A 20,772-nucleotide genomic window follows, 5' to 3' on the forward strand; every position below is an offset into this window, starting at 1 on the left:
GTTATATACAACGTGAAGATTGCGGTTATTGCACTGGGTAAGATTGGTTTGCCGTTGGCTGTCCAGTTTGCTTCTAAGGGCCATGAGGTGGTTGGTGTTGATGTCAATCAAAACGTTGTGGACTTGGTGAATGCTGCCATGGAGCCGTTCCCTGGTGAGGGGCAGCTACAAGAAAAGTTATCTGAATTGGTCCCTGTCGGTAGGCTCCGGGCGACGACGGATTATGCCAAGGCGGTGCCTGGCGCTGATGCTGTGGTGCTGGTTGTGCCGTTGTTTGTTGATGCGGAGGCTAAACCTGATTTTGGTTGGATGGATGCGGCCACGGCGGAGCTTGCCCGTCATTTGAGTCCTAATACTCTTGTCGCTTATGAGACAACGTTGCCGGTGGGAACTACTCGTAACCGGTGGAAGCCGGCTTTGGAGGCTGGTTCCGGACTTGTGGAGGGCAAAGATTTCCATCTTGTGTTTTCCCCTGAGCGTGTCTTGACTGGGCGTGTTTTTGCTGACTTGCGTAAGTATCCAAAGCTTGTGGGTGGGCTTTCAGAGGCTGGTGCCGCTAGGGCTATTGAGTTTTACGAGTCGGTTCTGGACTTTGATGAACGTCCCGATCTGGAGCGGGGCAATGGTGTGTGGGATCTTGGCTCTGCTGAGGCTTCTGAGCTGGCTAAATTGGCTGAGACTACTTACCGTGATGTGAATATTGGTTTAGCGAATCAGTTTGCTCGGTACGCGGCTAAAACTGGGATTGATATTTACCAGGTGATTGCAGCTTCGAACTCCCAGCCCTTTAGCCATATTCATCAGCCGGGTATAGCGGTTGGTGGGCACTGCATCCCGGTCTATCCTCGCTTGTATCTGTGGAATGATCCTGATGCCACAGTTGTCAGGGCAGCACGTGCGGCGAACGCGGCGATGCCTGATTACACGATTGGCCTTCTTGAAGGTGCTTTCGGGGAGTTGAGTGGGGCACGTGTGGTGGTGCTGGGGGCTGCCTATCGCGGGGGTGTTAAAGAAACTGCGTTCTCAGGGGTGTTTGACGCCGTTGAGGCGATCAGCCGGCGTGGTGGAATTGCTTTAGTCCATGACCCTATGTACACAGATACTGAACTTATTCAGCTTGGGTTTGTGCCGTATCACTTAGGTGAGCGCGTTGATGCTGCAGTGGTGCAGGCTGACCATGTCGAGTATCAGGCTTTGACTCCTTCGGATCTGCCGGGTGTGAAGGCTTTTATCGACGGGCGCCGGGTAAGCTCGCCTCAGAAGTGGGAAGGCGTCACTTACCGCGTCATTGGCAAGGCCTAAGGTTTTTTTACGGGCCATATCCTATCGTGATCAGGAGAATCAGTATGACTTTTATTGCCCCTAGTGCCGATGTTGCAGAGCAGGCAATTCTTGGCGAAGGCACAAAGATTTGGCATTTGGCCCAAGTCCGTGAAGACGCGGTCCTTGGGGAGAACTGCATCGTGGGTCGTGGGGCCTATGTTGGCAACGGGGTTCATATCGGTGCTAATACAAAAATTCAGAATTACGCGTTGGTGTATGAACCGGCAGTTCTGGGCCACGGGGTGTTTATCGGTCCGGCAGTGGTGTTGACTAACGACACGTATCCGCGGGCAGTGAGCCCTGACGGGACGCTGAAGAGTGCCCATGACTGGGTTCCGGTAGGTGTCACGATTGAAGATGGGGCCTCGGTGGGCGCCCGGGCAGTGTGCATTGCACCGCTAAGGATTGGCCGTTGGGCCACGATCGCGGCTGGGTCCGTGGTGACTAAAGACGTTCCTGCGTTTGCGTTGATGGCGGGGGTTCCTGCTCGCCGCTTAGGCTGGGTGGGAAAGGCCGGGTTCCCGCTGGCTTTCGATGATGGATTCTGGGTATGTCCAGAAACTGGCACAAAATATGTTGAAGATGAAAATCTCCTGAAAGAGGCAGAGGACAAAGTATGAACCAGGACTTCATTCCCGCAGCAAAACCGATCATTGGTGCCCAGGAGCGGGCAGCGGTCGAGGCCGTTATGGCGTCAGGTATGTTGGCGCAGGGCCAGCAGGTGGCCGATTTTGAGACGGAATTTTCTCAGGTTCTCCTTGATGGCCGGGCCAGTGTGGCAGTCAATTCCGGTACTTCCGGGTTGCACTTAGGGTTGCTAGCGTCCGGTGTTGGAGTCGGTGACGAGGTCATTGTGCCGTCCTTTACTTTTGCTGCAACGGGTAACTCTGTGGCGTTGACTGGTGCAACACCGGTTTTTGCTGACATTGAGCTTGACTACTACTCACTTGATGTTGCTCATGTGGAGTCACTGATCACGGATAAGACCAAGGGCATCATGCCCGTGCACCTGTACGGGCACCCTTTTGCCGCTGAAGCATTTGTAGCTCTTGCCGATAAGCATGGCATCGATTTGTATGAAGACGCCGCGCAGGCTCACGGTGCGGCCCTGAACGGGAAGAAAGTTGGCACGTTCGGTAAGTTTGGGATGTTCAGCCTGTACCCCACGAAGAACATGACTTCTGGTGAGGGCGGTATGGTCTCGACCGCGGATGCGACGGTGGAGCGGAACCTGCGTCTGCTGCGTAATCAGGGCATGGAGACTCAGTATGAAAACGAGTTGGTTGGTTTCAATAATCGCATGACGGACTTACACGCAGCTATTGGGCGGGTGCAGCTGAAGAAAGTCATGGACTGGACCAGACAGCGACAGGCTAATGCCGCGTTCCTGAGTGCTAATCTTGAAGGTGTGGGAACACCGAAGGTGGCGGACGGTGCAGAGCACGTTTATCACCAGTACACGATTCGTGTTCCGCAGGGTCGTGATGAGTTGCATGCGCGGTTACGAAGCGAATTCAACATTGGTTCCGGTGTGTACTATCCGGCTCCTAACCACCGGCTTCCTTCTTTCAATAGTGTAGAAGACCTGCCTAATACCGAGATAGCGGCCAAGGAAGTCTTGTCTTTGCCAGTGCGCCCCTCACTGAGCCAAGATGATTTAGCCCGTATTGTCAGTGCTGTGAACACTATCGTGAAGTCAGGTGCGTGAGCATGGCGAATCTGCGAGTAGGACTGATCGGTCTAGGGATGATGGGTCGCCACCATGCCAGAGTGATCCGCGAAGTTGATGGTATTGAGCTTGTTGCTGTAGCTGACGTTTATGGCGATCCACATGGGGTGGCTAAAGAACTGCCTCTCTTGCGTAGTGTTGAGGAACTCATCGCTGCTGGACTGGATATGGCTGTGGCGGCCGTCCCCACGGGCATGCATGAAGAAGTGGGTTTAGCGTTAGCCGCAGCTGGAATCCATACATTAGTGGAAAAGCCGATTGCAGCCAGTGCGCCAGCAGGTCAACGCTTAGTGGAAGCTTTCGCAGCCAAGGGTCTTGTTGGCGCTGTGGGGCACATCGAGCGTTTTAACCCCGCTTTGCAGTCGCTGCGCAGCAGAATTGCTGATGGCGAGTTGGGTGAGGTCTACCAGATTGCCACCCGCCGACAAGGACCGTTCCCTTCGCGTATCGCTGATGTTGGTGTGGTCAAAGATCTGGGTACGCATGACATAGACCTCACAGCATGGCTGGCCCAGAGCCGCTTTGAATCAATATTTGCCCAGACCACAACACGTAGTGGCCGGCCCCACGAGGACATGGTGGCCGCAACAGGCAAGCTCGCCAATGGTGTGATCACCAACCATCTTGTCAACTGGCTTTCACCCATGAAGGAACGCCTGACGATTGTCACCGGTGAAAAAGGTGCATTCGTAGCTGACACTGTCACAGCTGATCTAACATTTTTCGAGAACGGGATAGTCGCTACTGAATGGGAGTCCATGGCAGCGTTCCGTGGTGTTTCCGAGGGCAATGTGACCCGCCTGGCCATCGCCAAGCCTGAGCCATTACGCACTGAACACGAAGCATTCCGTGACGCCGTGCTGGGCTTGCGCAATGACGTAGTCACCATGGCCGAAGGACAAGACACTCTCCTTGTAGCAGAAGCAGTACTGGAATCCTCCAGATCTGGGCAGCCCGCAGCGATGCCCTCAAATCTGCAGTAAGTACCCCCTTCTTATTCATGACTAAATAGCTACCGAGCCAAGTGGCGCCTACTGAAATTCTTTGCGAGCTCGTCAATGGCTGGTATTTTGCGCAGCCTGAGAGCCACTTGTAATCCTCAAGGTTGAAGATCGTGGTGGCAGCATCAGGGTGCGGCAAAGTAAGCTCGTTCAAGGCTCGTGGTCCTGTCATCGATGGATGCGTCAAGAACATCCATCACAGCAGGGCTACGAGCCACCTTCGTCCAGTGGCTCTCCGTGGTTCGTGGTGAATTCCATTGTCGTCATGGATGATTCACCGCTGTTCTGGCGGCGCTTCTGAGCATAATCCTTGTTGTGTAGTTGGTGCTATTGACGAAGCCTCGCCCGGTCCTTTTGATGTGTTTGATGCTGGTGTTGTTGGCTTCGACTTTCCCTGTGGTCGCGCCGGTGACAATGAGGACTTCGATCTCTTTCCACCACCGGCAAATATTCCGCCACAGCCGTGTTGTCTCAGGCTGACGGAATTCCTTGACGAGATATTCGAGGTGTTCCTTCGCCAGCTCGGCGTCTTCCAAGGAGCCGGTGCGCAGCACCGTTCGTACTCGTTCCTTCACATCCCACGCTGCCTTGAGTTTCCCGGTCTGATCATCGGTGGCGAAGACCTGCTCTAACCGTGCCCGGGCCTGATCTGAGAGGGAATCGCCGGCGCGTAGGAGCAGCATCCGATGCGCCCAGGCAGGATCCACAGCCCGGCCACGACGACCCCGCACCTGATGGGAGAGCGCCTGCCTCACCTCTGTCAGTGCCTGGTTCGCGAGTTGTATGAGATGAAAATGGTCAACGGAGACGGCGGTGCGGGGCAGCCATATCCGTAGCGCTTTCCTGAATGCTGCCGAGGGATCAATAGCTACGACTTGAACGCCGAGTCGCCATTCCAAGGGTCCTTTGATCAACCAAGCCCCGACCCCGGTGTGGTCGCGCCCGTCAACAACACCTAGGATCTGCCCGGTATCCAGATCAACGATCGTCGTCATCCACGGCTCGATCCGCTGCCACGCATTGATTTCCGTATTTTCGAAGAAGCGGACGGCGCCGAAGTGGTGCTCATCGATGCCGAGCATCCTTGGCCGCAGGAGGTCAACGTTGGGAAGTTTCGTCGCCGCTGTGGTCAATGCTTTTTGCACTAGCCACCAAGAGACTCCATGGGCGATGGCTGTCTCCGCTGCGGCCCGCCCGGAAGAGATGACCGCAGCAACGAGTGCGCCATGGAGCCGGCGGGTGGAGCGAGCCCGGGCAGGGACCTCGAGCGTGGACTCAGAAAAAGTGGCTCTCCGTGGTTCGTGGTGAATTCTGGTTTCGTGTCCTTGAACAGAGGTGGCGCGTAGCCCTGTTGTGATGGATGTTCTGACGCATTCATCTTTGACAGGACTACGAGCCTTGAACGAGCTTACTTTGGTGCACCTTGATGCTGCCACCACGATCTTCAATCTGGACGATTACCGTGTACTTGAAACCCAGATCCTGAGTTTTGGCCAACGAAGAATTCAGATAGCAAGCACCGCCGAATCCGGGTGTCCTGGCTGCGGGGTCATTGGCACCCGTCGCCATTCTGGCCGGCAGCAACGAGTCAAGGACATCCCCATCGCCGGTCCGGTGGAGGTTGTTTGGGCCAAGCGGCGACTGTTCTGCGACGAAACATTGTGCCCTCGCAAAACGTTCTTTGAAGCCACGATCGAGGTCCCGGCCAGGGCACGCACCACGAGCCGACTCCGTAGTGCTCTCGTGCGAGCAGTCATTGACTCTGGCCGCGCCGCAACGGAAACCGCCACTGCCCACGGGGTGTCGTGGTGGTTGGTTCAGAAGGCGTTGAGTGTGGCAGCAACCAAACTTCCCAACGTCGATCTGCTGCGGCCAAGGATGCTCGGCATTGATGAACACCGCTTCCGATCCGTCCGCTTCTTCAAGAACACAGAGACCAACGCGTGGCAGCGGATTGAACCGTGGATGACGACGATTGTTGACCTGGATACCGGGCAGATCCTTGGTGTTGTTGACGGCCGAGACCACACCGGGGTCGGTGCATGGCTCATCCAGCGGCCCCTGGAGTGGCGCCTCGGCGTTCAAGTTGTCGCGATCGATCCCTCAGCAGCTTTTAGAAAAGCGCTGCGGATGTGGCTGCCCCGCACCGCCGTTTCCGTGGATCATTTCCACCTCATCCAGCTCGCCAACCAGGCGTTGACAGAAGTCAGGCAGCAACTTTCCCATCAGGTGCGTGGGCGTCGTGGCCGAGCCGTGGACCCAGCCTGGGCACACCGAATGCTGCTCCTACGAGCCGGTGATTCACTTTCCGAGCCAGCCCGGGTGCGGTTGGAGAAGGTCTTCGCCACCGACGATCCGACAGGGAAACTCAAGACCGCGTGGGACGTAAAAGAACAAGTGCGAACACTGCTGCGCACGGGGTCGTTGGAGGACGCCGAGATCGCTAAAGACCACCTTGAACGCCTCGTCAAGGAATCCAACCAACCTGAGACGACTAGGCTTTGGCGGACCATTTGCAGGTGGTGGAAAGAGATCGAAGTCCTCATCGTCAGCGGCGCCACCACGGGAAAAGTAGAAGCCAACAACACCAGCATCAAACACATCAAGCGGACCGGCCGCGGCTTCGTCAATAGCGCCAACTACACGACTCGTATTATGCTAAGGAGCGCCGCCAGAACAGCGGTGAATCATCCATGACAATAGTGGATTTCACCACGAACCGCGGAGAGCCGAAAAAGTCTTCCGCTCACAGAATGCCTCATCGCAAAAGTATCGGTACTTGCACCAGAGGACTTCGACCGGGCCGGCCACGGGGATGTCACGCACTCGTTGCCATCGCCTCGAATGGCGGCGGCCACCAATGACACCGCAGCCAGGGCAGCCTGACTCGACGGTGCTTTCAACGTAAATTCGGCGCTTTCCATGGTCAAGGATCTGGGTTCCTAGAACCCGGTAGTCCTCAAGGTTGAAGATCGTGGTGGCAGCATCAGGGTGCACCAAAGTAAGCTCGGTCAAGGCTCGTAGTCCTGTCATCGATGAATGCGTCAAGAACATCCATCACAACAGGGCTACGAGCCACCTCTGTTCAAGGACACGAAACCAGAATTCACCACGAACCGCGGAGAGCCCGTTCAGTGACACGAAACCAGATTTCACCACGAACCACGGAGAGCCGTCAATAGCGCCAACTACACGACTCGTATTATGCTCAGGAGCGCCGCCAGAACAGCGGTGAATCATCCATGACAATAGTGGATTTCACCACGAACCGCGGAGAGCCAGTAAAAGAACAAGTGCGGGTCTTGTTGCAAACTGCTTCATTAGAAGATGCCGAGCTGGCCAAAGACCGCCTCGAAGAGTTGGTGCAAGCATCGAAGTAACCGGAGACGACCAGGCTTTGGCGGACCATTTGCCGGTGATGGAAAGAGAGCGAGGTCCTCATCGTCACCGGCGCCACTACCGGAAAAGTCGAAGCGAACAACACCTCCATCAAGCACATCAAACGCACCGCCCGCGGCTACCGCAACCGAAACAACTACAAATCAGTTATTCACCTAAGAAGTGCCGCCCGGACGATGGCATGACATTCACCCGGGAACCCGAATCCCCACGAACCACCAAGAGCCGGATTATCGCCACGCGGAGGAAGGAATGCCGATTCCAAGGAATTCGTGGCATCCCAGTCTCTGGGGATGTTGAAGTCCTAAGACTCGAGTGGCTCTTCGAGCAAATCTGAAATCCACTGATCGACAGTCAGAAGAGACGGACTATTACGGAATCCAATTTCTGAAAGATTCATTTCTAATGAATCATTTCTTTTAACCACCGCAGAGATAACGCCGTCCAGAACTTGTCGCGGAACCGGTCTATGCCCAACACCGAAGTCCGACAATAACAAATTCAAATTTACATTACCGCTCGTAGATTGAACAAATTGGAGCATATTATCGCGCAGGTAGTACCTATCTCTAACATTTTGTATATAAACAATAACATTCTCACTATTTTTTTTGTATAATGAAGACACATTCATAACAATATTCTCACGCATGATTCTATGACCCGCAGTTCTTCCTGAGGCCCGAAAACAGCTCCGCAAATATAAGCCAAGATCTTGTTTCGGTCGAGCATTGAGGTCAATTCTAGGGTTTGCCACAATTGCTACCGCACCGTGTTCCAACCTACTATGCAGCAAAGCGGCAAATCCGCCACCAGATGAACCGAAATAAATAGCCTTTGACCCCAAATGTGTTTTCATAATAGTCCCAATGATTCTTGGAATATCACTGATAAGGGACTGCTTTCTATTTCCAAGAAACCACGCCAAATTAAGCGAGTCATCAAAGCAGAGTGAGGGATCAGACAACGAAATCAGGTTCATGTTGTGGTCTTCGGCCAAACGCTGACCGGAGAATACGGGTAGCACTTGCATCTTCTCATTCAATGACGAGTGGAAAACAATCAGCGTGGTTTTAGCGCCGCGAAACACGTTCAGAACGTCCAGCGGATAACCGTCATAATCGATAGTGATAACTCCAGTGGGAGAATACGCTGCCTCAAATGTATCAATAGAACTGAAAGTAGTCTGTTTGATCCCAGTGTAACCCTCAAGAGTTCTACGTGACATTTACAAATCCTATTTGACTAGTTTACTACAGCGTGTATTCTAAACTACCTGGTGTTGGAAGAACTCAAATCATTTTAGCGTAAGTTAATTCAATCCGATACAAAGTCATCGATTACTGTCAACTTGCAGTTCTGCCAATAGCATTCAGAGAGCCGGCAAGTGTCAAGTAGGGCAAAAGTGCACACAATAACCAAGAAATGGAGACTCATTTTTGAAGCTCCAGAACTTCAGCTAGCCACATGCTTTCAAGACTATCGACATCGAATCGCTGACTAAAAATTACGGCCGCCTCTGCTTCCCGCGAACGTTGACTTTCGTTCGAAGCGAGTGCATGAATTCGATTTACTGCTTCAGAGGTGTCCTGTACTTTCCAGCGATCCCCGAAGATTCCGTCCACCCCTGGACGATCCCAGAAGATCGGAACCGCACCGCTAGCCATGCCTTCGGCAGGAGCCAAATGAAAACTTTCATCTGAGCTGGGTGACAGCACAAATCCAATTTTGCGCATCCACGATCCCATATCAGCGCCAAATGGCTCAAAGACTATCGACCTGAGCAATCTCTTATCAGCACCGATATCACTGAAAATTTCCCTGTAGACCATCTGCTGAGTGGGTTTTTTCCACTCATAGTCATACTCCCAAGGCATACGACCTTTGACATGGAGAGTGAATCGTTCGTCTCGTTCGAGAAGTCCTTGCATCAGCTCAACGGCTCTGTCCAAGCGCTTACGAATAGGTACGATTCCAACCAAGCCCAAACGGAATTCACTATGGGCCAACTTGGGACGATTGAGATCTAAACTATTTACAGAATTTGGTATCACTTTTATATTAGCCCGAGCCCATCCTTCCATTTTCCGAACCCGTTCCTCATATAGACTCGAAACGCAGATGAGGGTATCTATCGCTTCAACTGCAATCTTCTGGAGCCAAGGTCCTCTAAGTTCAAACATATGCAATCTGACAATGAGCTTTTGTCTATTTCGCTTATTGTTGGAGTACCATACAGCGTTTGGACCCGCCCATTCGCAGATAACCACGTCAGCCCACTCAGCAAGCGCTTCAGACGCCTCTTTGTCATGCACATGCAGGGAGGGCCATCGGTCAAATCTTAATTCAATGTCATCCCTAACGAATAACATATCTACTAATTCGCCTGCAAATTTTAAATCATGACTTGCAAGGACAACACGAACCTTTCCCACGTGTCTTGGTACTGACTCATAATTAGGCTCCGAAGCCGTGAAATACGCCTCTAACCTCCGTGCAGATGCGCTGATGGAATATTCACCCACGCATTCCCTCACGTGCTCTCGAAGCGTGGTAGGTACGTGGCCGAGCTCAGCCAAAACATCTACCACCTCTTTAACATCGTCCTTCTCTACATATAGGGGATACTCAACCCCAAAGAGTTCCTCATGAGCGGCATTTCTATTAATTAGGGGTGGTACACCCAGTGCAGCAGCCTCGAGAACTTTAGTAGAAATCTCAAAACTATCATCCATCTTTTGGCTACGCCAGCTTAAGGAAATGTCATGGCCTGAGACAACTTTAACAGCGGCGTCACGCGACATGCCACCGAGCCATGTCAATCCGTCCCCTTGGATAGATGCTTCCATCTGTGATGCCCACTCCACATCGTGCGGGTCTCTTTGAAACTTGTCACCAATCATCGTCAGCTCGTTATCTATTCCTTCATTAGACAAGAGCTTGGGGAGCTCACACATCTCCAAAGTCCGCCAATCCTTGGCGAACTTGCCGGAATAAACCAGACGGATCGCCTCCCCGCACGGTGAATCGAAATTCACTCTAAAATATTCGTCAGGAACCATCGGTGTGAGGACTAGGGTCTTTCCGCATGCTTCTGGTGCAATTGACTCTAGGTATGACTGAGCATCTCGAGTCTGGGCGAACATCCTCCTACAGGAATTCGCAATTTTTCGAATTTGCTCTAAACGTCGGGCATTAATTTGCTGGGCTGGATGAGGTATATCAGTCATGTAGAGCCATGACTTCGCTGCTAATGCAGGAGAACCCGCGACATGACCACTAACTATGGATCCTCTGCAGATGACAACATCAGAATGCAGTGTTCTGTCGATTTCAAGCAGCTTTTGAGCCGCATCACGTGGTGATAGTTCCGTCTTTGAAAGGTGGTCATGCTCAGCAAAAGGCTGCACTATGCTGACATTCGATAAACTCTCAATCCTGTCTAAGAATCCATTTCTCTCAGCGTTTTTTTTGAGTAACACGGTGACATGTGAACTGGTGCAAGACAAAGCTTCTACCATCGACAGCAGCCATATAGCTGATCCGTCAATTGTATTCAGATCAATATCACCATAAAGTAATATTCTTCTGCGTTTCATTTTAGGATTACTCATACAAAAACCTCTTTGGACTTGCCATCAATTGCTGATACATAACTATCGATTATTGTCACGAAGCGGACTCCAATAGATTCCGACCAATCCGTATCCTCGGCATCCGCCCCGAAGACTGCGTCCGCTACAGATCTAATACTATTGGAGTATGGTCTTGCCACGGCACCCGTAGATATGTAGCAAACAATCATGTCAAGAGTCTTCGCAAGTTCGATCGATTCGATAATCTGTGCGTTCAAGAGAGACTCCGATGCTGAGTCAGCTCCAAACCATGCCCCCTCTTGAAAGGCATGCTGATCGATAACTAGCATTGAAGCATTCGAATCGCTAAGTTGTTGCTGAACTACACCTGGAAGGACTTCGCAAACCGAATAGTGATCCTCGAGCGCGTGTCTCAGATTTGCTGACAAAATGCCCGCAACAACACATTGTTTCCCCGGATTCAAGAGCTCAAATAGTCTGTTGTCATATTCATTTGTCTCTGCTACGGCTGCTGCCAAGCGACCAACAACGGGACCATCCGATGGCCCTATCTTGGTGGACCGCCGGAATGAATCCCTGGCTGACCTTGAATTAGCCGGTAACTTCGCTCGTCCTAGTCTAAGTTCTTCGTGGAGCTCACGCTGAATTTCGAGTCTCATTTCATTCAGTAGCGACTCGTTGGCAAGTCTGCGTTTAGTTTCTGATTTTTCCGTAGTTGTAGTCCTCCACTCTAGCTGGACAACTCTGGTCATCAAAACGGTAATCATCAACAATAAATATATAATCACAAAAAATAAGAATATTCTGAAGTCCGCGAAAACATATAGGATAGCAAATACTGAGAAAAATATTACGGACGCAGTTGTGAATTGAATCAGCCGACTCTTTTTCAACAGTGCAAATGAGAGCATTGTACCTACACTACCAGTTCAAGATTTAGTCCTGCAATATTTTGACTTAGGATACCACGTGTATCAATAATTTTACGCCCCGTTTTTGCTCTAAGGTCCAAAGACTTAATTGCGTCATGATCAACTAGTATAACGATAATGTTCGAATTTTCTATCGCTATTTCTAGGTCAACCAATTTTACATTATCTAGTTCATCGAATTGCCTCGGGAGCTTTTCAATGTGAGGTTCAGCAATGTTGATAGTACGCTCCGGTAGTTTTGTAGCAAGCTGTATAGCAATCTGCACCGCCGGTGACTCTCTAATGTCGTCTATATTTGCCTTGAATGATAACCCAAGTACTCCAATTTGAGTTGATATCGGCATATCGCTTAAAGCAGCTAGAACTTTGTCACAAACCCAGTCGGGCTTAGAATCGTTTACCTCCCGAGCAGTCCTTATGAGTTTCGCCCGTTCCGGCGTAGCAGCAACTATGAACCACGGGTCCACAGCAATGCAATGACCACCAACACCAGGACCAGGTTGTAGAATATTTACTCGGGGATGATGATTTGCCAATCGAATTAGTTCCCATACATCAACATTTAATTCTTCACTGATCATTGATAGTTCATTTGCGAATGCAATATTAACGTCTCTGTAAGAATTCTCAACAAGCTTGGCCAACTCTGCCGTTTTGGCATCACTAAGAAGCATTTCTCCTTGACAAAACGTGGAGTAAAGGTCCTTAGCGCGAATTGACGCAGTTGATGTGAGGCCGCCGATGATCCGATCATTTGTGACCAGTTCAATCATGACTCGGCCTGGTAATACCCTCTCAGGACAATGCGCCACATGAATTACAGCTCGTCCACCTTCCCCGTCAAGTGATAAATCCGGCCGCAGGGAAATTATGTATTCAGCCATATACTGGGTTGTTCCAGGAGGTGAAGTCGACTCTAAGATAATGAGTTCGTCACCAACCAATTGGTCGGCAATCATTGCTGCCGCTGCCTCGATGAAACTAAGGTCAGCCGATCGATCCGCTTTGAAGGGTGTAGGAACAGCAACTACATACGTCCCCGCCGATGGTGTCTCACTTGTAGCCCGCAGCTTCCCCAGCGATACCGCGCTGGAAACATGTGCTTGCAAGTCTGGCTCGACGAAAGGCACTTCTCCTCGGTTTACAGCCGCAATTGTAGACTGGTTGATATCAACGCCAATTACTTCGGAGCCATGGGTAGCAAGGATCGCTGCTGTCGGTAGCCCTATATAGCCCAATCCGATAACTGCCACCGTGTTAATATTTTTCATGATTCTCCACTAAATAGTTATATGTTCCGTGGCTTGGCCATAGAACTTTAGCTCGCTCGTCGCGAGAGCTTCGACTTCGCGTAGCTTCCACGTGTGACCGCTCGAGTTACGTGCTTGACAGAAATTGAATCTATCTGCGGAATAGATTTTCATTCCAGCTTCTCTTGCTTTCCTGAGAAAGCCAGTATCCTCACCCGAACGCACATCTGGAAAGGGTACCCGCATGAACACGCTACGGTTGCCCATGATCGTGGGGCCCATTACGAAGCTTGTAAATTTATGCTCCTTGTGACCGAATCTTAGAATAGTCGCGTTCGACGACTCTAGGTGCATATAGTGCGCTTGCTTCCCAACTATGTCGGCTCGCGAGTAACTCAATGCATACAGCTGATCGGCGAGATAGTTGGGTCCGTAATAATCGTCGTCATCCATTTTTGTGAGAATTTCCCCGCTAGAAGCGGCAACGCAGCGGTTCAAGCACTCACCTAAGGACACATCGATACGAGCAGTTAGGGCTACAACGTCAGGTAAGTCGTACGTCATTTGCAAATGCCGAATATCTTCCATCGGGATCTCAAAGCCATGGGTCAGCACAACTAGCTGCGGACGGACACCCTCTTGGCTGCCAACAGTCTTGAATATCTGTTCAAGCTGCGCAGGTCTGATGGTGCAAACCAGCGCAGAAACGCTAGGGAAGGCTATGCTTTTGGTCCGCTTCGGCAAAACACGTTCTAAGACCATTTCCACGCGCTGGGAGTATGTATGAAAACGCCATATACGCCTCTGAGCCAAATGTACGGTCCGGTCATTTAGTTCGCTGTTAGAGACGAGCGCTCGAGTGAGGTGGCCAGCTTCCTCTCGTGTGACAGCAATGGGCACCTCCAAATCGCTAAAGAAATTTCTTATCGCTTCACTTGGAGCGGAAATCACGGGAGTCCCCGCTGCCGAGATTTCGAAAATTCGTCTGGCACACATGCTGCGAGATTCTACGACAGAATTTACGTTGAGAAATACCTTATACGCTTTGTACGCTGACAACATCTGCTGGTAGGTCAGCGAACCTACAACACGTGAATCGAGCGGTACCGGGAATTGGTATTGCGGACCTCCACCCAAAAATCGAGAGAATATCTCTAGTCCCGTTTTCATCTTCGTCGAGACGTCCATTGCGCCGCCAAGCAAAAAATCCATCTGTTCACGGCGTTCTGGGAATTTATGAGAAAAATACATACCTGCGAAAGCAACGTCACGAACGTGCCATCCTTTAGATGGCCTCACAGGATTGTGCACGGCCGGTTGTGCCGCGAAAGATAGCACGTCTACTCGATCATGACCAAGATCCTCAATATAGCATTCGATGCGACTTTCATCCGAAGTGAATACGAAATCAAACAGCTTAGCCGCCGGAAGAAAATCATCGTAGTGCGGCGGATCTTCCTTATTCCAGAAAACTGTCGGAATACTCTTCTCTTTACAAGCATTCAAAAGACCACGAAGTTCCTGAGACGGACCCGATTTACTTGTTAGTTTCCCAGTCCAGAGTTTGTCATTACCCGCCCAAGCAGACTCAACAAATACCAAGTCCATACCATCCAACTGATGAGATCCATGCCTTGGATCTAATGACACGGATTCCCACTCGAAGCCAAAAGCCAGAGCAGAAAATGAATCGAGTATTACGCCTACCTTCAAATCCTTTCGCCTCACTGAGTCCTGCGGAAGAACTGCATCTGCGAAGGTTAGACGTCGCCTACGTCCGCTCCCTATCCAGCCTCCTTCGACGCCCTTGGCGTCCCTCGGGGAAGCGAATCCCAACTCAGAACGGCGTCGAGCTTGCCACTCTTGAACCTGGTTTACGCCGCCGTTCGTCAGATGCCAAAGAGCAATACGTATTTCTGCAAGTGAATACATTTAGCAGGCCCCCTTTTTCTTCCTACGCGACGTATCAACTATGTTTATTTTTTCCAAAGACGCTTGCGTTTCGGCACGGAACCTAGTTGCGGAATCATGGTTCCCCTTGGCTAGATCTTTCGTAAAAACCATGTACGCTTTCGTAACTTCTTTTGACGAACCATCCATGATCAGTTCCCCCTTGTCCAACCAGATTGTCCTAGTAGTCATTTGTCGGATAGTCGGCAGGCTGTGACTAACTAGAAGTACGCAGCCAGCCTCGGAACGTAGCTGATCCATGCGTTGTTTACTCCGAGCGGCAAACTGTGCATCACCTGTATTCAATGCCTCGTCGACAAGAAGAATCTCAGGATTAGCCGATGCCGCAACGGCAAATCGGAGCCTGGAACCCATACCAGAAGAATATGACTTCATCGGCAGATGGATGGACTTCCCGAGGCCAGATACTTCCACAATTTCATCAAAACGTTCTGCGATCTGCGCGTGGCTAAGTCCCATGGCCAGACAACCAAGAACTACATTTTGATCTCCAGAAAGTTCAGGTACCAAAGCCGCATTCACTCCGAGCATGATAGGGGTACTGGATGCGTGAACTGCACCTATGGATGGTCGAACTTGACCGCTAACAAGCTTCATTAGGGTACTTTTGCCCGATCCGTTCCGGCCTATGACCCCAACCGACTCTCCCCTATTTATAACCAAGGACAACTCCTTGATTGCATGAACCGTTACGGTGTTAGATAGGGGGTTGAGCATGCGCATGAGCTTCATGTGGGGGTACCTGATGTCCTTTGGAGCCTCCGTTGAAGGAACACGGTACCGCACAGCAACCTTGTCTACTACGACACAGGGGACAGGGTGGAGACCCGCCAGCAAATCAGCCACGGACATATGACTCCTCACCTTTCCAGAAGTAGATACTACCGATTATTAGTGCAGCTAACGACCATGCTGTAAGCACGGTCCATGAATGCAACGAAGGAGTGTTGCCATACAAAAGACTGTCCCTGCTGATATCGATGATGATGAAGACTGGGTTCGCTTGCATAACATTCAAAACGACTGGTTTGTCAATGAAACGCTCATAAGAATAGAAGATTGCCGACAAGTACATTACCGCCCTTAAAACGAAAGGTAGTAAGTGAGCGACGTCATTAACACGTGCAATCAACCGAGCGAGGATAAGCCCTAAACCAAGGTTAAAAATGAACTGCAGAATTAAAACAGGTATTATAAGTAGCCAACGCCAAGTTATTGGTTCTGTAGGTGGTATCAGCAGCACCAGCAGAAGCATGGCTATGATCAGAGGCACGTTGACCAGCGCCTCACGGATGTTTACTCCGAGAGGGAGAGCTGCACGCGGAAAAGTAAAACCTTGGACTAGTGCCCGGTTTTGTTGGATAGAACGAGCACCACCAGTGATAGCTGCGGATGTCATTTGGAACAAAAACATACCGACAATTAGATAACCAATAAAGTTTGGAATACCCTTACCAGTACCCAGTAGTAGTCCAAAAACCGCAAAGTACGTCGCTCCATTAAAAATGGGATTTAGTAGGAGCCAAACACTACCTAATTTGTCACGGCGCGTACCACTTTTTACTCGCGCCCTAGCATCATAAATGATGAAGCTGCGGAAGTCCCAAAGTTGAACTAGATAGTCCAGGAATCCAGGACGGGCACCAACGCGGCTCAGTTGGCTCAAGTCAAGGGAGAGATCCTTCGCGACAGCTTCTGGAACTGGCACAGTTTCCGGTGTCTGTGTCATTGCGAAGTTTCCTTCTTGTTCAGTTTCATAAGTAGTTCCTTGTATTTGGCTTCACACCGTTGCGCATTCGCAGCCCACGTTCTACCTTCCAACACTCCCCGCCTACCTTCACGCCCAAATCTCAGGCGGGCAGGTTCATCTTGGAGCAGGCTCAGCAAAGTGCTGGCAAGAATCTGCGGATCTCCGGCCGGGCACAGTCTGCCGTTTACACCGTCTTCCACGATTTCCCGGAGCGCTGGAAGATCGCTGGCGACAACAGGACGACTACTAGCCAATGCTTCCACCGGTTTCAAGGGCGTCACGGCACGGGTCACATTCAGATCCTTGCGTGGAACAACGAATATATCCAGAGCTTGGTGGTACAGGGAGGTCTGTTCTCGGGGAACTCGCCCCGCGAAAATAATCTTTTCAGATAACTGCAGGGCTGCCGCTTGGGTTTGCAGTGCGGGCACCGCCGTGCCCCCGCCTACGAGCAACAACCGCAACTTTGGGAAGGTGGGTTCCAGAATTGAGAAAGCGTCAATCAGGTGGTCAAGGCCCTCGTAGTCCACCAAAGAGCTGACAGTACCAATGTAGTTCAGGGTAGGGTCCAATCCGAGCATACCGCGTGCTATCTCGGGTGTGACCGGGTCAAGCAAAAAGTCACCGCCCACAGCATTCGGAGCCAAAATGATTTTTTCGACAGGAATTCCTTGGGAAACGATGCCATTGAGCATAACAGTTCCCAAGGTCACAACAGCGTCAGCATCTTGCATAACGCGTGATTCGGCTCCGCGGAATAACACATAACGCTCACTAGTCTTAGCCTGTTCGCTGCGTGTGGAGGCCCATGTGTCCGCAAGTTGTCCCCGCACCTCATACACCCAAGGTATCCCCAGAGCTTTGGCCACAGCGCTCACTACCAATCCATTTAGGAAATGAGAAGTGGTGTGCAGAATTTCGGGCTTGAACTCCAGTGCCACCTTCAAAAGTTCCTCAGCTTCCTGCTGTAACCGAGCATCCGGCGTATGCGCAAGCTTCACAGGAATAAGCCTGGCGTACCGCACGCCGTCGATCACGTCTTCGTCTGCAGCAAGAAGCTTACCAACTTGCACAGGGTAGCCAAGTCTGGTGACTGCCAAAACTTCCCGGCCGGCGTCCTGCTGGGCCAACAAGATGGAGTGGCTGCGTTGGGCATAGCCACTGCTCGTATGGGGCAGAGAGTTGGTCAACAGATGCAGGACCCTACCTTTGACTGCCATCATGGCTGTGGGAGGAAGTTCCGGCGTCCAACCGCTGAAGGTACGTTGCTCTCCAACCAGCCGCGCAAGCTGCTTCCTCATGACCCCCGGCTCACCCGCGAGAGCGTCGATAGCTCCCTGCATGTCGCCGTCGTACCATTTACGCCGCGCCACGGTTGCTGGCAGGAGCTTACTCCCTGATGCCAGCGGAAGGATCTGATCCGCCCATTCCGGGCTCCCGGATGCCAGAGCGACGTCGACGGCGCGGCGTGCTCGAGTTCCAGAAATGCCGCTTTCTGCCGCGTGACGCAGTCTGCTGTCCACGCCCGACTTATCTCCGGCAATGCAACTGGCCAGAAGTACCAGCGTCGACGTTGACCGTGGGAATGACCTGGTAAGGAATTTGGCTACCGAAGAAACCAAACCCGCCGGAAGCCGGCGGGAAATCTGCAACGACAGTAAAACGGGGTCATCGCTAAGATGAGCAGTTGCCGTAGAAAGCGCCAGTGAGAGGTTGCGCCACAAGTTCATTGGGGACTCCGGGCACGATCTATCATGGCAGTGATGTGGTCCATGTATTTTCGGGCCAGGACGGGATAGTCTGCGTTTTCGCTCACCCAATCGCGTCCGGAAGTTCCCGCATCCAGACGGCTGCGGTCTGCTGCAAGTCCACGCCAGAGTTCAGCCACAGCTTCTGCCTTCCACGCAACAACGTCGCCAGCATCGGCTTCACGTATGATGCGGGCAGCTTCACCGCGCACTATGGCTGTTACATGCCGACCTACTGCAAGCACCTCATAGGTCTTAGACGGAACGGTTGCCTCGAAGGACTTCCAATCATCACGCAGAGAAACAATGCACGTGTCTGCGGATTCGTAGCGGTCAAGAACCTCCTGCCCATGAAGAGAATCATGGAACGTAACGGGGGCATTGAGCTCGCGGGCCAGCTTCATCAGCTCCGGGCGTTTAGTGCCATGTCCCACCATATGTAGATGCATGTCCGGTCCCACTAATGCACTAGCCCTGATCACGGCGTCCAGGCGTTGGCTTTGACCATGATTGCCCAGATACAAGGCCTCAAAGATTTTTTTGTCCAGCCCGGGTGCAGCAAAGCTTGGCATCGACGCCACATCTAGTCCATTGCTGACAGTCACTACGTTCTTCACGCCACGTTCCCTGAGGGTCTCGGCGAAGCCCTCGGTCACCGCAACCACTAGATCGGCTCGGAACTGTATGCCCTCCACCACCCGCTCAATGAGACTCTTTACATTGCCCTTAACGATCCGAGCGTCTCTGGCCAAATCCGGCCAGGCATCACGCATTTCAACGATAAGCGGAACGGTGCGCGCTTTCGCCACAACGTAACCTGCCAGCAGAATAGGCAGACTTGGAGCAGTCACGATGATGGCGTCCGACTTGCACCAAAAAATTCCGGCAGGGATGGACATAGCTGCAGAAAACAACTGATCTACCAATCTCGCAGCATGAAAGTTCCCGCTGTGTGGCAAATAAGGTATCCGTAGAATTACCTCATTCAGGGGTCCCTTCTGGCAACGAAACACCCTGCCAGCAATACTCTTCGGCAGTGTTCGCCTCCCTTGTGGAAAGTGGGCCGAAGGTGCCACGACGTCAACATCCCAGCCCGCTGAACCGAATTCCCGGATTAACGACGTCCAGCGACGCTGAGGCGGACTATGTTCAGGCCAATAGGAGTGTGTCAGAAGCATTATTCGTTTATAGCCACGAGTCCTGTTACCGATTGTCAAGGGCAGTTTACTTCCCAGTCTCTGCATGTGGTCCACCGTTTGGTGCGGGGATGACGCGGCCATTTCTGGCAGTGACTTCAAGATGTGAGCCACCTCGCCGCATGAACCGGATGTACCACAGACCAATACCTAGAAGTACAGCAATTACTAGCACCTGCAAAAGCAGAGAGTTTGACGGTAAGGGAGTATTCGAAGACATGGTTTTGGCAGCAGCAGTGGGGGTGGCGTTCTCTGGTAGCAGGGAAGATTTGGGCGTCGAGGCAGCGGACGACGTGGTTGGGGCCACGGCGGGCGCGACAGCGGTAGTTTCCGGACTGGTGGGTTCCGGCTCAACGGCTTCTATTTCCGGTACCACCGGTTCAATTACTGGCTCCTCTGGCTGTTCATACACCGGAGGCTCAGGAATGATCACATCCACAGGCGCGGGAGGAGCCGGCTCAACTGGAGCAGGCTGGACCGGGATATCCGGCTCGGGCGCAACCACCGGCGGGGGCACAACCACCGGAGGATTACCTGGAGGATCAAGAGGCGGAGTATTTGGAATCTTCGGCGGAGGTGTGTCGCCCTCAAACGGCTCTGTCGTTTGTTTACCACCCGGGTCGGTCAACACGTCACCCGGGTTTGCCCTCGCAGCGTATGACTGGAGCAGCAGTACGGGAATGAGGAGCATGACCACTAGGCAGATGCGCACTGGACCTGAACGCGCAACAAGTAGTCTCAAACTAGTCTCACTTCCCCATCAGCAATTTGGCACATTATTTTGCCCTGGTTAGCTCAACTGATTCCGGAAAGAACCGGCACCATCAGGGCATGGTTGTTGGATTCCCAGACTCGATCATCCCATAAAAAATGTCAG

General features: G+C 51.9%; 18 protein-coding genes and 1 pseudogene. 7 read left to right on the forward strand and 12 right to left on the reverse strand.

Features of this window, described 5'->3' with window-relative positions:
• The first annotated feature begins 12 nt into the window (after window positions 1-12).
• The 4 genes from QMG40_RS03390 to QMG40_RS03405 are packed head-to-tail and all read left to right on the forward strand — an operon-like array spanning window position 13 to window position 4,035.
• Window positions 13-1,302, forward strand: coding sequence for a nucleotide sugar dehydrogenase (locus QMG40_RS03390; RefSeq protein WP_283527905.1), 1,290 nt, complete (start codon window positions 13-15; stop codon window positions 1,300-1,302).
• Window positions 1,303-1,346: 44 nt separating this feature from the next.
• A complete protein-coding gene (locus tag QMG40_RS03395; RefSeq protein WP_283527908.1) occupies window positions 1,347-1,943 on the forward strand; it encodes an acyltransferase in 597 nt (198 codons plus the stop codon).
• On the forward strand, window positions 1,940-3,031 hold the full coding sequence (locus QMG40_RS03400; RefSeq protein WP_283527910.1) for a DegT/DnrJ/EryC1/StrS family aminotransferase: 1,092 nt from the start codon (window positions 1,940-1,942) through the stop codon (window positions 3,029-3,031). Before QMG40_RS03395 ends, QMG40_RS03400 begins: the two co-directional genes overlap by 4 nt.
• 2 nt (window positions 3,032-3,033) lie before the next feature.
• Window positions 3,034-4,035: a Gfo/Idh/MocA family protein gene (locus tag QMG40_RS03405; protein WP_283527912.1), complete on the forward strand. Its 1,002-nt coding sequence runs from the start codon at window positions 3,034-3,036 to the stop codon at window positions 4,033-4,035.
• Window positions 4,036-4,316: 281 nt separating this feature from the next.
• On the opposite strand, the pseudogene QMG40_RS03410 reads toward QMG40_RS03405, so the two are convergent.
• A pseudogene (locus QMG40_RS03410) lies at window positions 4,317-5,384 on the reverse strand (ISL3 family transposase); the annotation flags it as partial.
• Between the two features lie 67 nt (window positions 5,385-5,451).
• Here QMG40_RS03410 and QMG40_RS03415 point away from each other — a divergent pair.
• Window positions 5,452-6,750 (forward strand): ISL3 family transposase, encoded by a 1,299-nt coding sequence (locus QMG40_RS03415; protein WP_283527916.1) that lies wholly within the window; start codon window positions 5,452-5,454, stop codon window positions 6,748-6,750.
• A 12-nt stretch (window positions 6,751-6,762) separates the two neighbouring features.
• On the opposite strand, the gene QMG40_RS03420 is transcribed toward QMG40_RS03415, so the two are convergent.
• Window positions 6,763-7,101, reverse strand: a complete 339-nt coding sequence (locus QMG40_RS03420) for a transposase family protein (RefSeq protein WP_283527918.1) — start codon at window positions 7,099-7,101, stop codon at window positions 6,763-6,765.
• Between the two features lie 194 nt (window positions 7,102-7,295).
• On the opposite strand from QMG40_RS03420, the gene QMG40_RS03425 reads away from it, so the two are divergent.
• Window positions 7,296-7,433 carry a hypothetical protein gene (locus QMG40_RS03425; RefSeq protein ID WP_283527921.1) on the forward strand — a complete coding sequence of 46 codons (138 nt, stop codon included), beginning with the start codon at window positions 7,296-7,298 and terminating at the stop codon, window positions 7,431-7,433.
• A 60-nt stretch (window positions 7,434-7,493) separates the two neighbouring features.
• Complete coding sequence (locus QMG40_RS17380) at window positions 7,494-7,637, forward strand: transposase (protein WP_459252956.1); 144 nt, start codon at window positions 7,494-7,496, stop codon at window positions 7,635-7,637.
• A gap of 119 nt (window positions 7,638-7,756) precedes the next feature.
• Here QMG40_RS17380 and QMG40_RS03430 read toward each other — a convergent pair whose 3' ends face one another.
• The 10 genes from QMG40_RS03430 to QMG40_RS03475 all read right to left on the reverse strand — a co-directional run bounded on the left by QMG40_RS03430 (window position 7,757) and on the right by QMG40_RS03475 (window position 20,637).
• The gene (locus QMG40_RS03430) at window positions 7,757-8,680 is read right to left on the reverse strand and encodes a hypothetical protein (protein ID WP_283527923.1); all 924 of its coding nucleotides are present in this window, start codon (window positions 8,678-8,680) and stop codon (window positions 7,757-7,759) included.
• Between the two features lie 205 nt (window positions 8,681-8,885).
• On the reverse strand, window positions 8,886-11,066 hold the full coding sequence (locus QMG40_RS03435) for a glycosyltransferase (protein WP_283527925.1): 2,181 nt from the start codon (window positions 11,064-11,066) through the stop codon (window positions 8,886-8,888).
• Complete coding sequence (locus tag QMG40_RS03440) at window positions 11,063-11,959, reverse strand: hypothetical protein (RefSeq protein ID WP_283527927.1); 897 nt, start codon at window positions 11,957-11,959, stop codon at window positions 11,063-11,065. The genes QMG40_RS03435 and QMG40_RS03440 overlap by 4 nt, the downstream gene beginning before the upstream one ends.
• Window positions 11,960-11,964: 5 nt before the next feature.
• Window positions 11,965-13,251, reverse strand: a complete 1,287-nt coding sequence (gene wecC / locus QMG40_RS03445; RefSeq protein ID WP_283527929.1) for a UDP-N-acetyl-D-mannosamine dehydrogenase — start codon at window positions 13,249-13,251, stop codon at window positions 11,965-11,967.
• A gap of 9 nt (window positions 13,252-13,260) precedes the next feature.
• On the reverse strand, window positions 13,261-15,162 hold the full coding sequence (locus tag QMG40_RS03450) for a glycosyltransferase family protein (protein ID WP_283527931.1): 1,902 nt from the start codon (window positions 15,160-15,162) through the stop codon (window positions 13,261-13,263).
• The gene (locus QMG40_RS03455; RefSeq protein ID WP_349361589.1) at window positions 15,163-15,933 is read right to left on the reverse strand and encodes an ABC transporter ATP-binding protein; all 771 of its coding nucleotides are present in this window, start codon (window positions 15,931-15,933) and stop codon (window positions 15,163-15,165) included.
• Window positions 15,934-16,039: 106 nt separating this feature from the next.
• Complete coding sequence (locus tag QMG40_RS03460; RefSeq protein ID WP_283527933.1) at window positions 16,040-16,930, reverse strand: ABC transporter permease; 891 nt, start codon at window positions 16,928-16,930, stop codon at window positions 16,040-16,042.
• The gene (locus QMG40_RS03465) at window positions 16,927-18,681 is read right to left on the reverse strand and encodes a glycosyltransferase family 4 protein (RefSeq protein WP_283527935.1); all 1,755 of its coding nucleotides are present in this window, start codon (window positions 18,679-18,681) and stop codon (window positions 16,927-16,929) included. Before QMG40_RS03465 ends, QMG40_RS03460 begins: the two co-directional genes overlap by 4 nt.
• Entirely contained in the window at window positions 18,678-19,979 is a 1,302-nt protein-coding gene (locus QMG40_RS03470; RefSeq protein ID WP_349361596.1) for a glycosyltransferase family 4 protein, read from the reverse strand. Before QMG40_RS03470 ends, QMG40_RS03465 begins: the two co-directional genes overlap by 4 nt.
• Window positions 19,924-20,637, reverse strand: a complete 714-nt coding sequence (locus tag QMG40_RS03475; RefSeq protein ID WP_283527939.1) for a hypothetical protein — start codon at window positions 20,635-20,637, stop codon at window positions 19,924-19,926. Before QMG40_RS03475 ends, QMG40_RS03470 begins: the two co-directional genes overlap by 56 nt.
• Window positions 20,638-20,772: the final 135 nt, after the last annotated feature.

Source organism: Arthrobacter antibioticus, assembly GCF_030063205.1.
Taxonomy (GTDB): domain Bacteria; phylum Actinomycetota; class Actinomycetes; order Actinomycetales; family Micrococcaceae; genus Specibacter.

Excerpts from the sequence above, each read along its gene's own strand:
- QMG40_RS03395 (WP_283527908.1), top strand. The coding sequence starts at position 1,347 with ATGACTTTTATTGCCCCTAGTGCCGATGTTGCAGAGCAGGCAATTCTT.
- QMG40_RS03400 (WP_283527910.1), top strand. The coding sequence starts at position 1,940 with ATGAACCAGGACTTCATTCCCGCAGCAAAACCGATCATTGGTGCCCAG.
- QMG40_RS03405 (WP_283527912.1), top strand. The coding sequence starts at position 3,034 with ATGGCGAATCTGCGAGTAGGACTGATCGGTCTAGGGATGATGGGTCGC.
- QMG40_RS03425 (WP_283527921.1), top strand. The coding sequence starts at position 7,296 with ATGACAATAGTGGATTTCACCACGAACCGCGGAGAGCCAGTAAAAGAA.
- QMG40_RS03430 (WP_283527923.1), bottom strand. The coding sequence starts at position 8,680 with ATGTCACGTAGAACTCTTGAGGGTTACACTGGGATCAAACAGACTACT.
- QMG40_RS03435 (WP_283527925.1), bottom strand. The coding sequence starts at position 11,066 with ATGAGTAATCCTAAAATGAAACGCAGAAGAATATTACTTTATGGTGAT.
- QMG40_RS03440 (WP_283527927.1), bottom strand. The coding sequence starts at position 11,959 with ATGCTCTCATTTGCACTGTTGAAAAAGAGTCGGCTGATTCAATTCACA.
- wecC (WP_283527929.1), bottom strand. The coding sequence starts at position 13,251 with ATGAAAAATATTAACACGGTGGCAGTTATCGGATTGGGCTATATAGGG.
- QMG40_RS03450 (WP_283527931.1), bottom strand. The coding sequence starts at position 15,162 with ATGTATTCACTTGCAGAAATACGTATTGCTCTTTGGCATCTGACGAAC.
- QMG40_RS03455 (WP_349361589.1), bottom strand. The coding sequence starts at position 15,933 with ATGAAGCTCATGCGCATGCTCAACCCCCTATCTAACACCGTAACGGTT.
- QMG40_RS03460 (WP_283527933.1), bottom strand. The coding sequence starts at position 16,930 with ATGACACAGACACCGGAAACTGTGCCAGTTCCAGAAGCTGTCGCGAAG.
- QMG40_RS03465 (WP_283527935.1), bottom strand. The coding sequence starts at position 18,681 with ATGAACTTGTGGCGCAACCTCTCACTGGCGCTTTCTACGGCAACTGCT.
- QMG40_RS03470 (WP_349361596.1), bottom strand. The coding sequence starts at position 19,979 with ATGGCCGCGTCATCCCCGCACCAAACGGTGGACCACATGCAGAGACTG.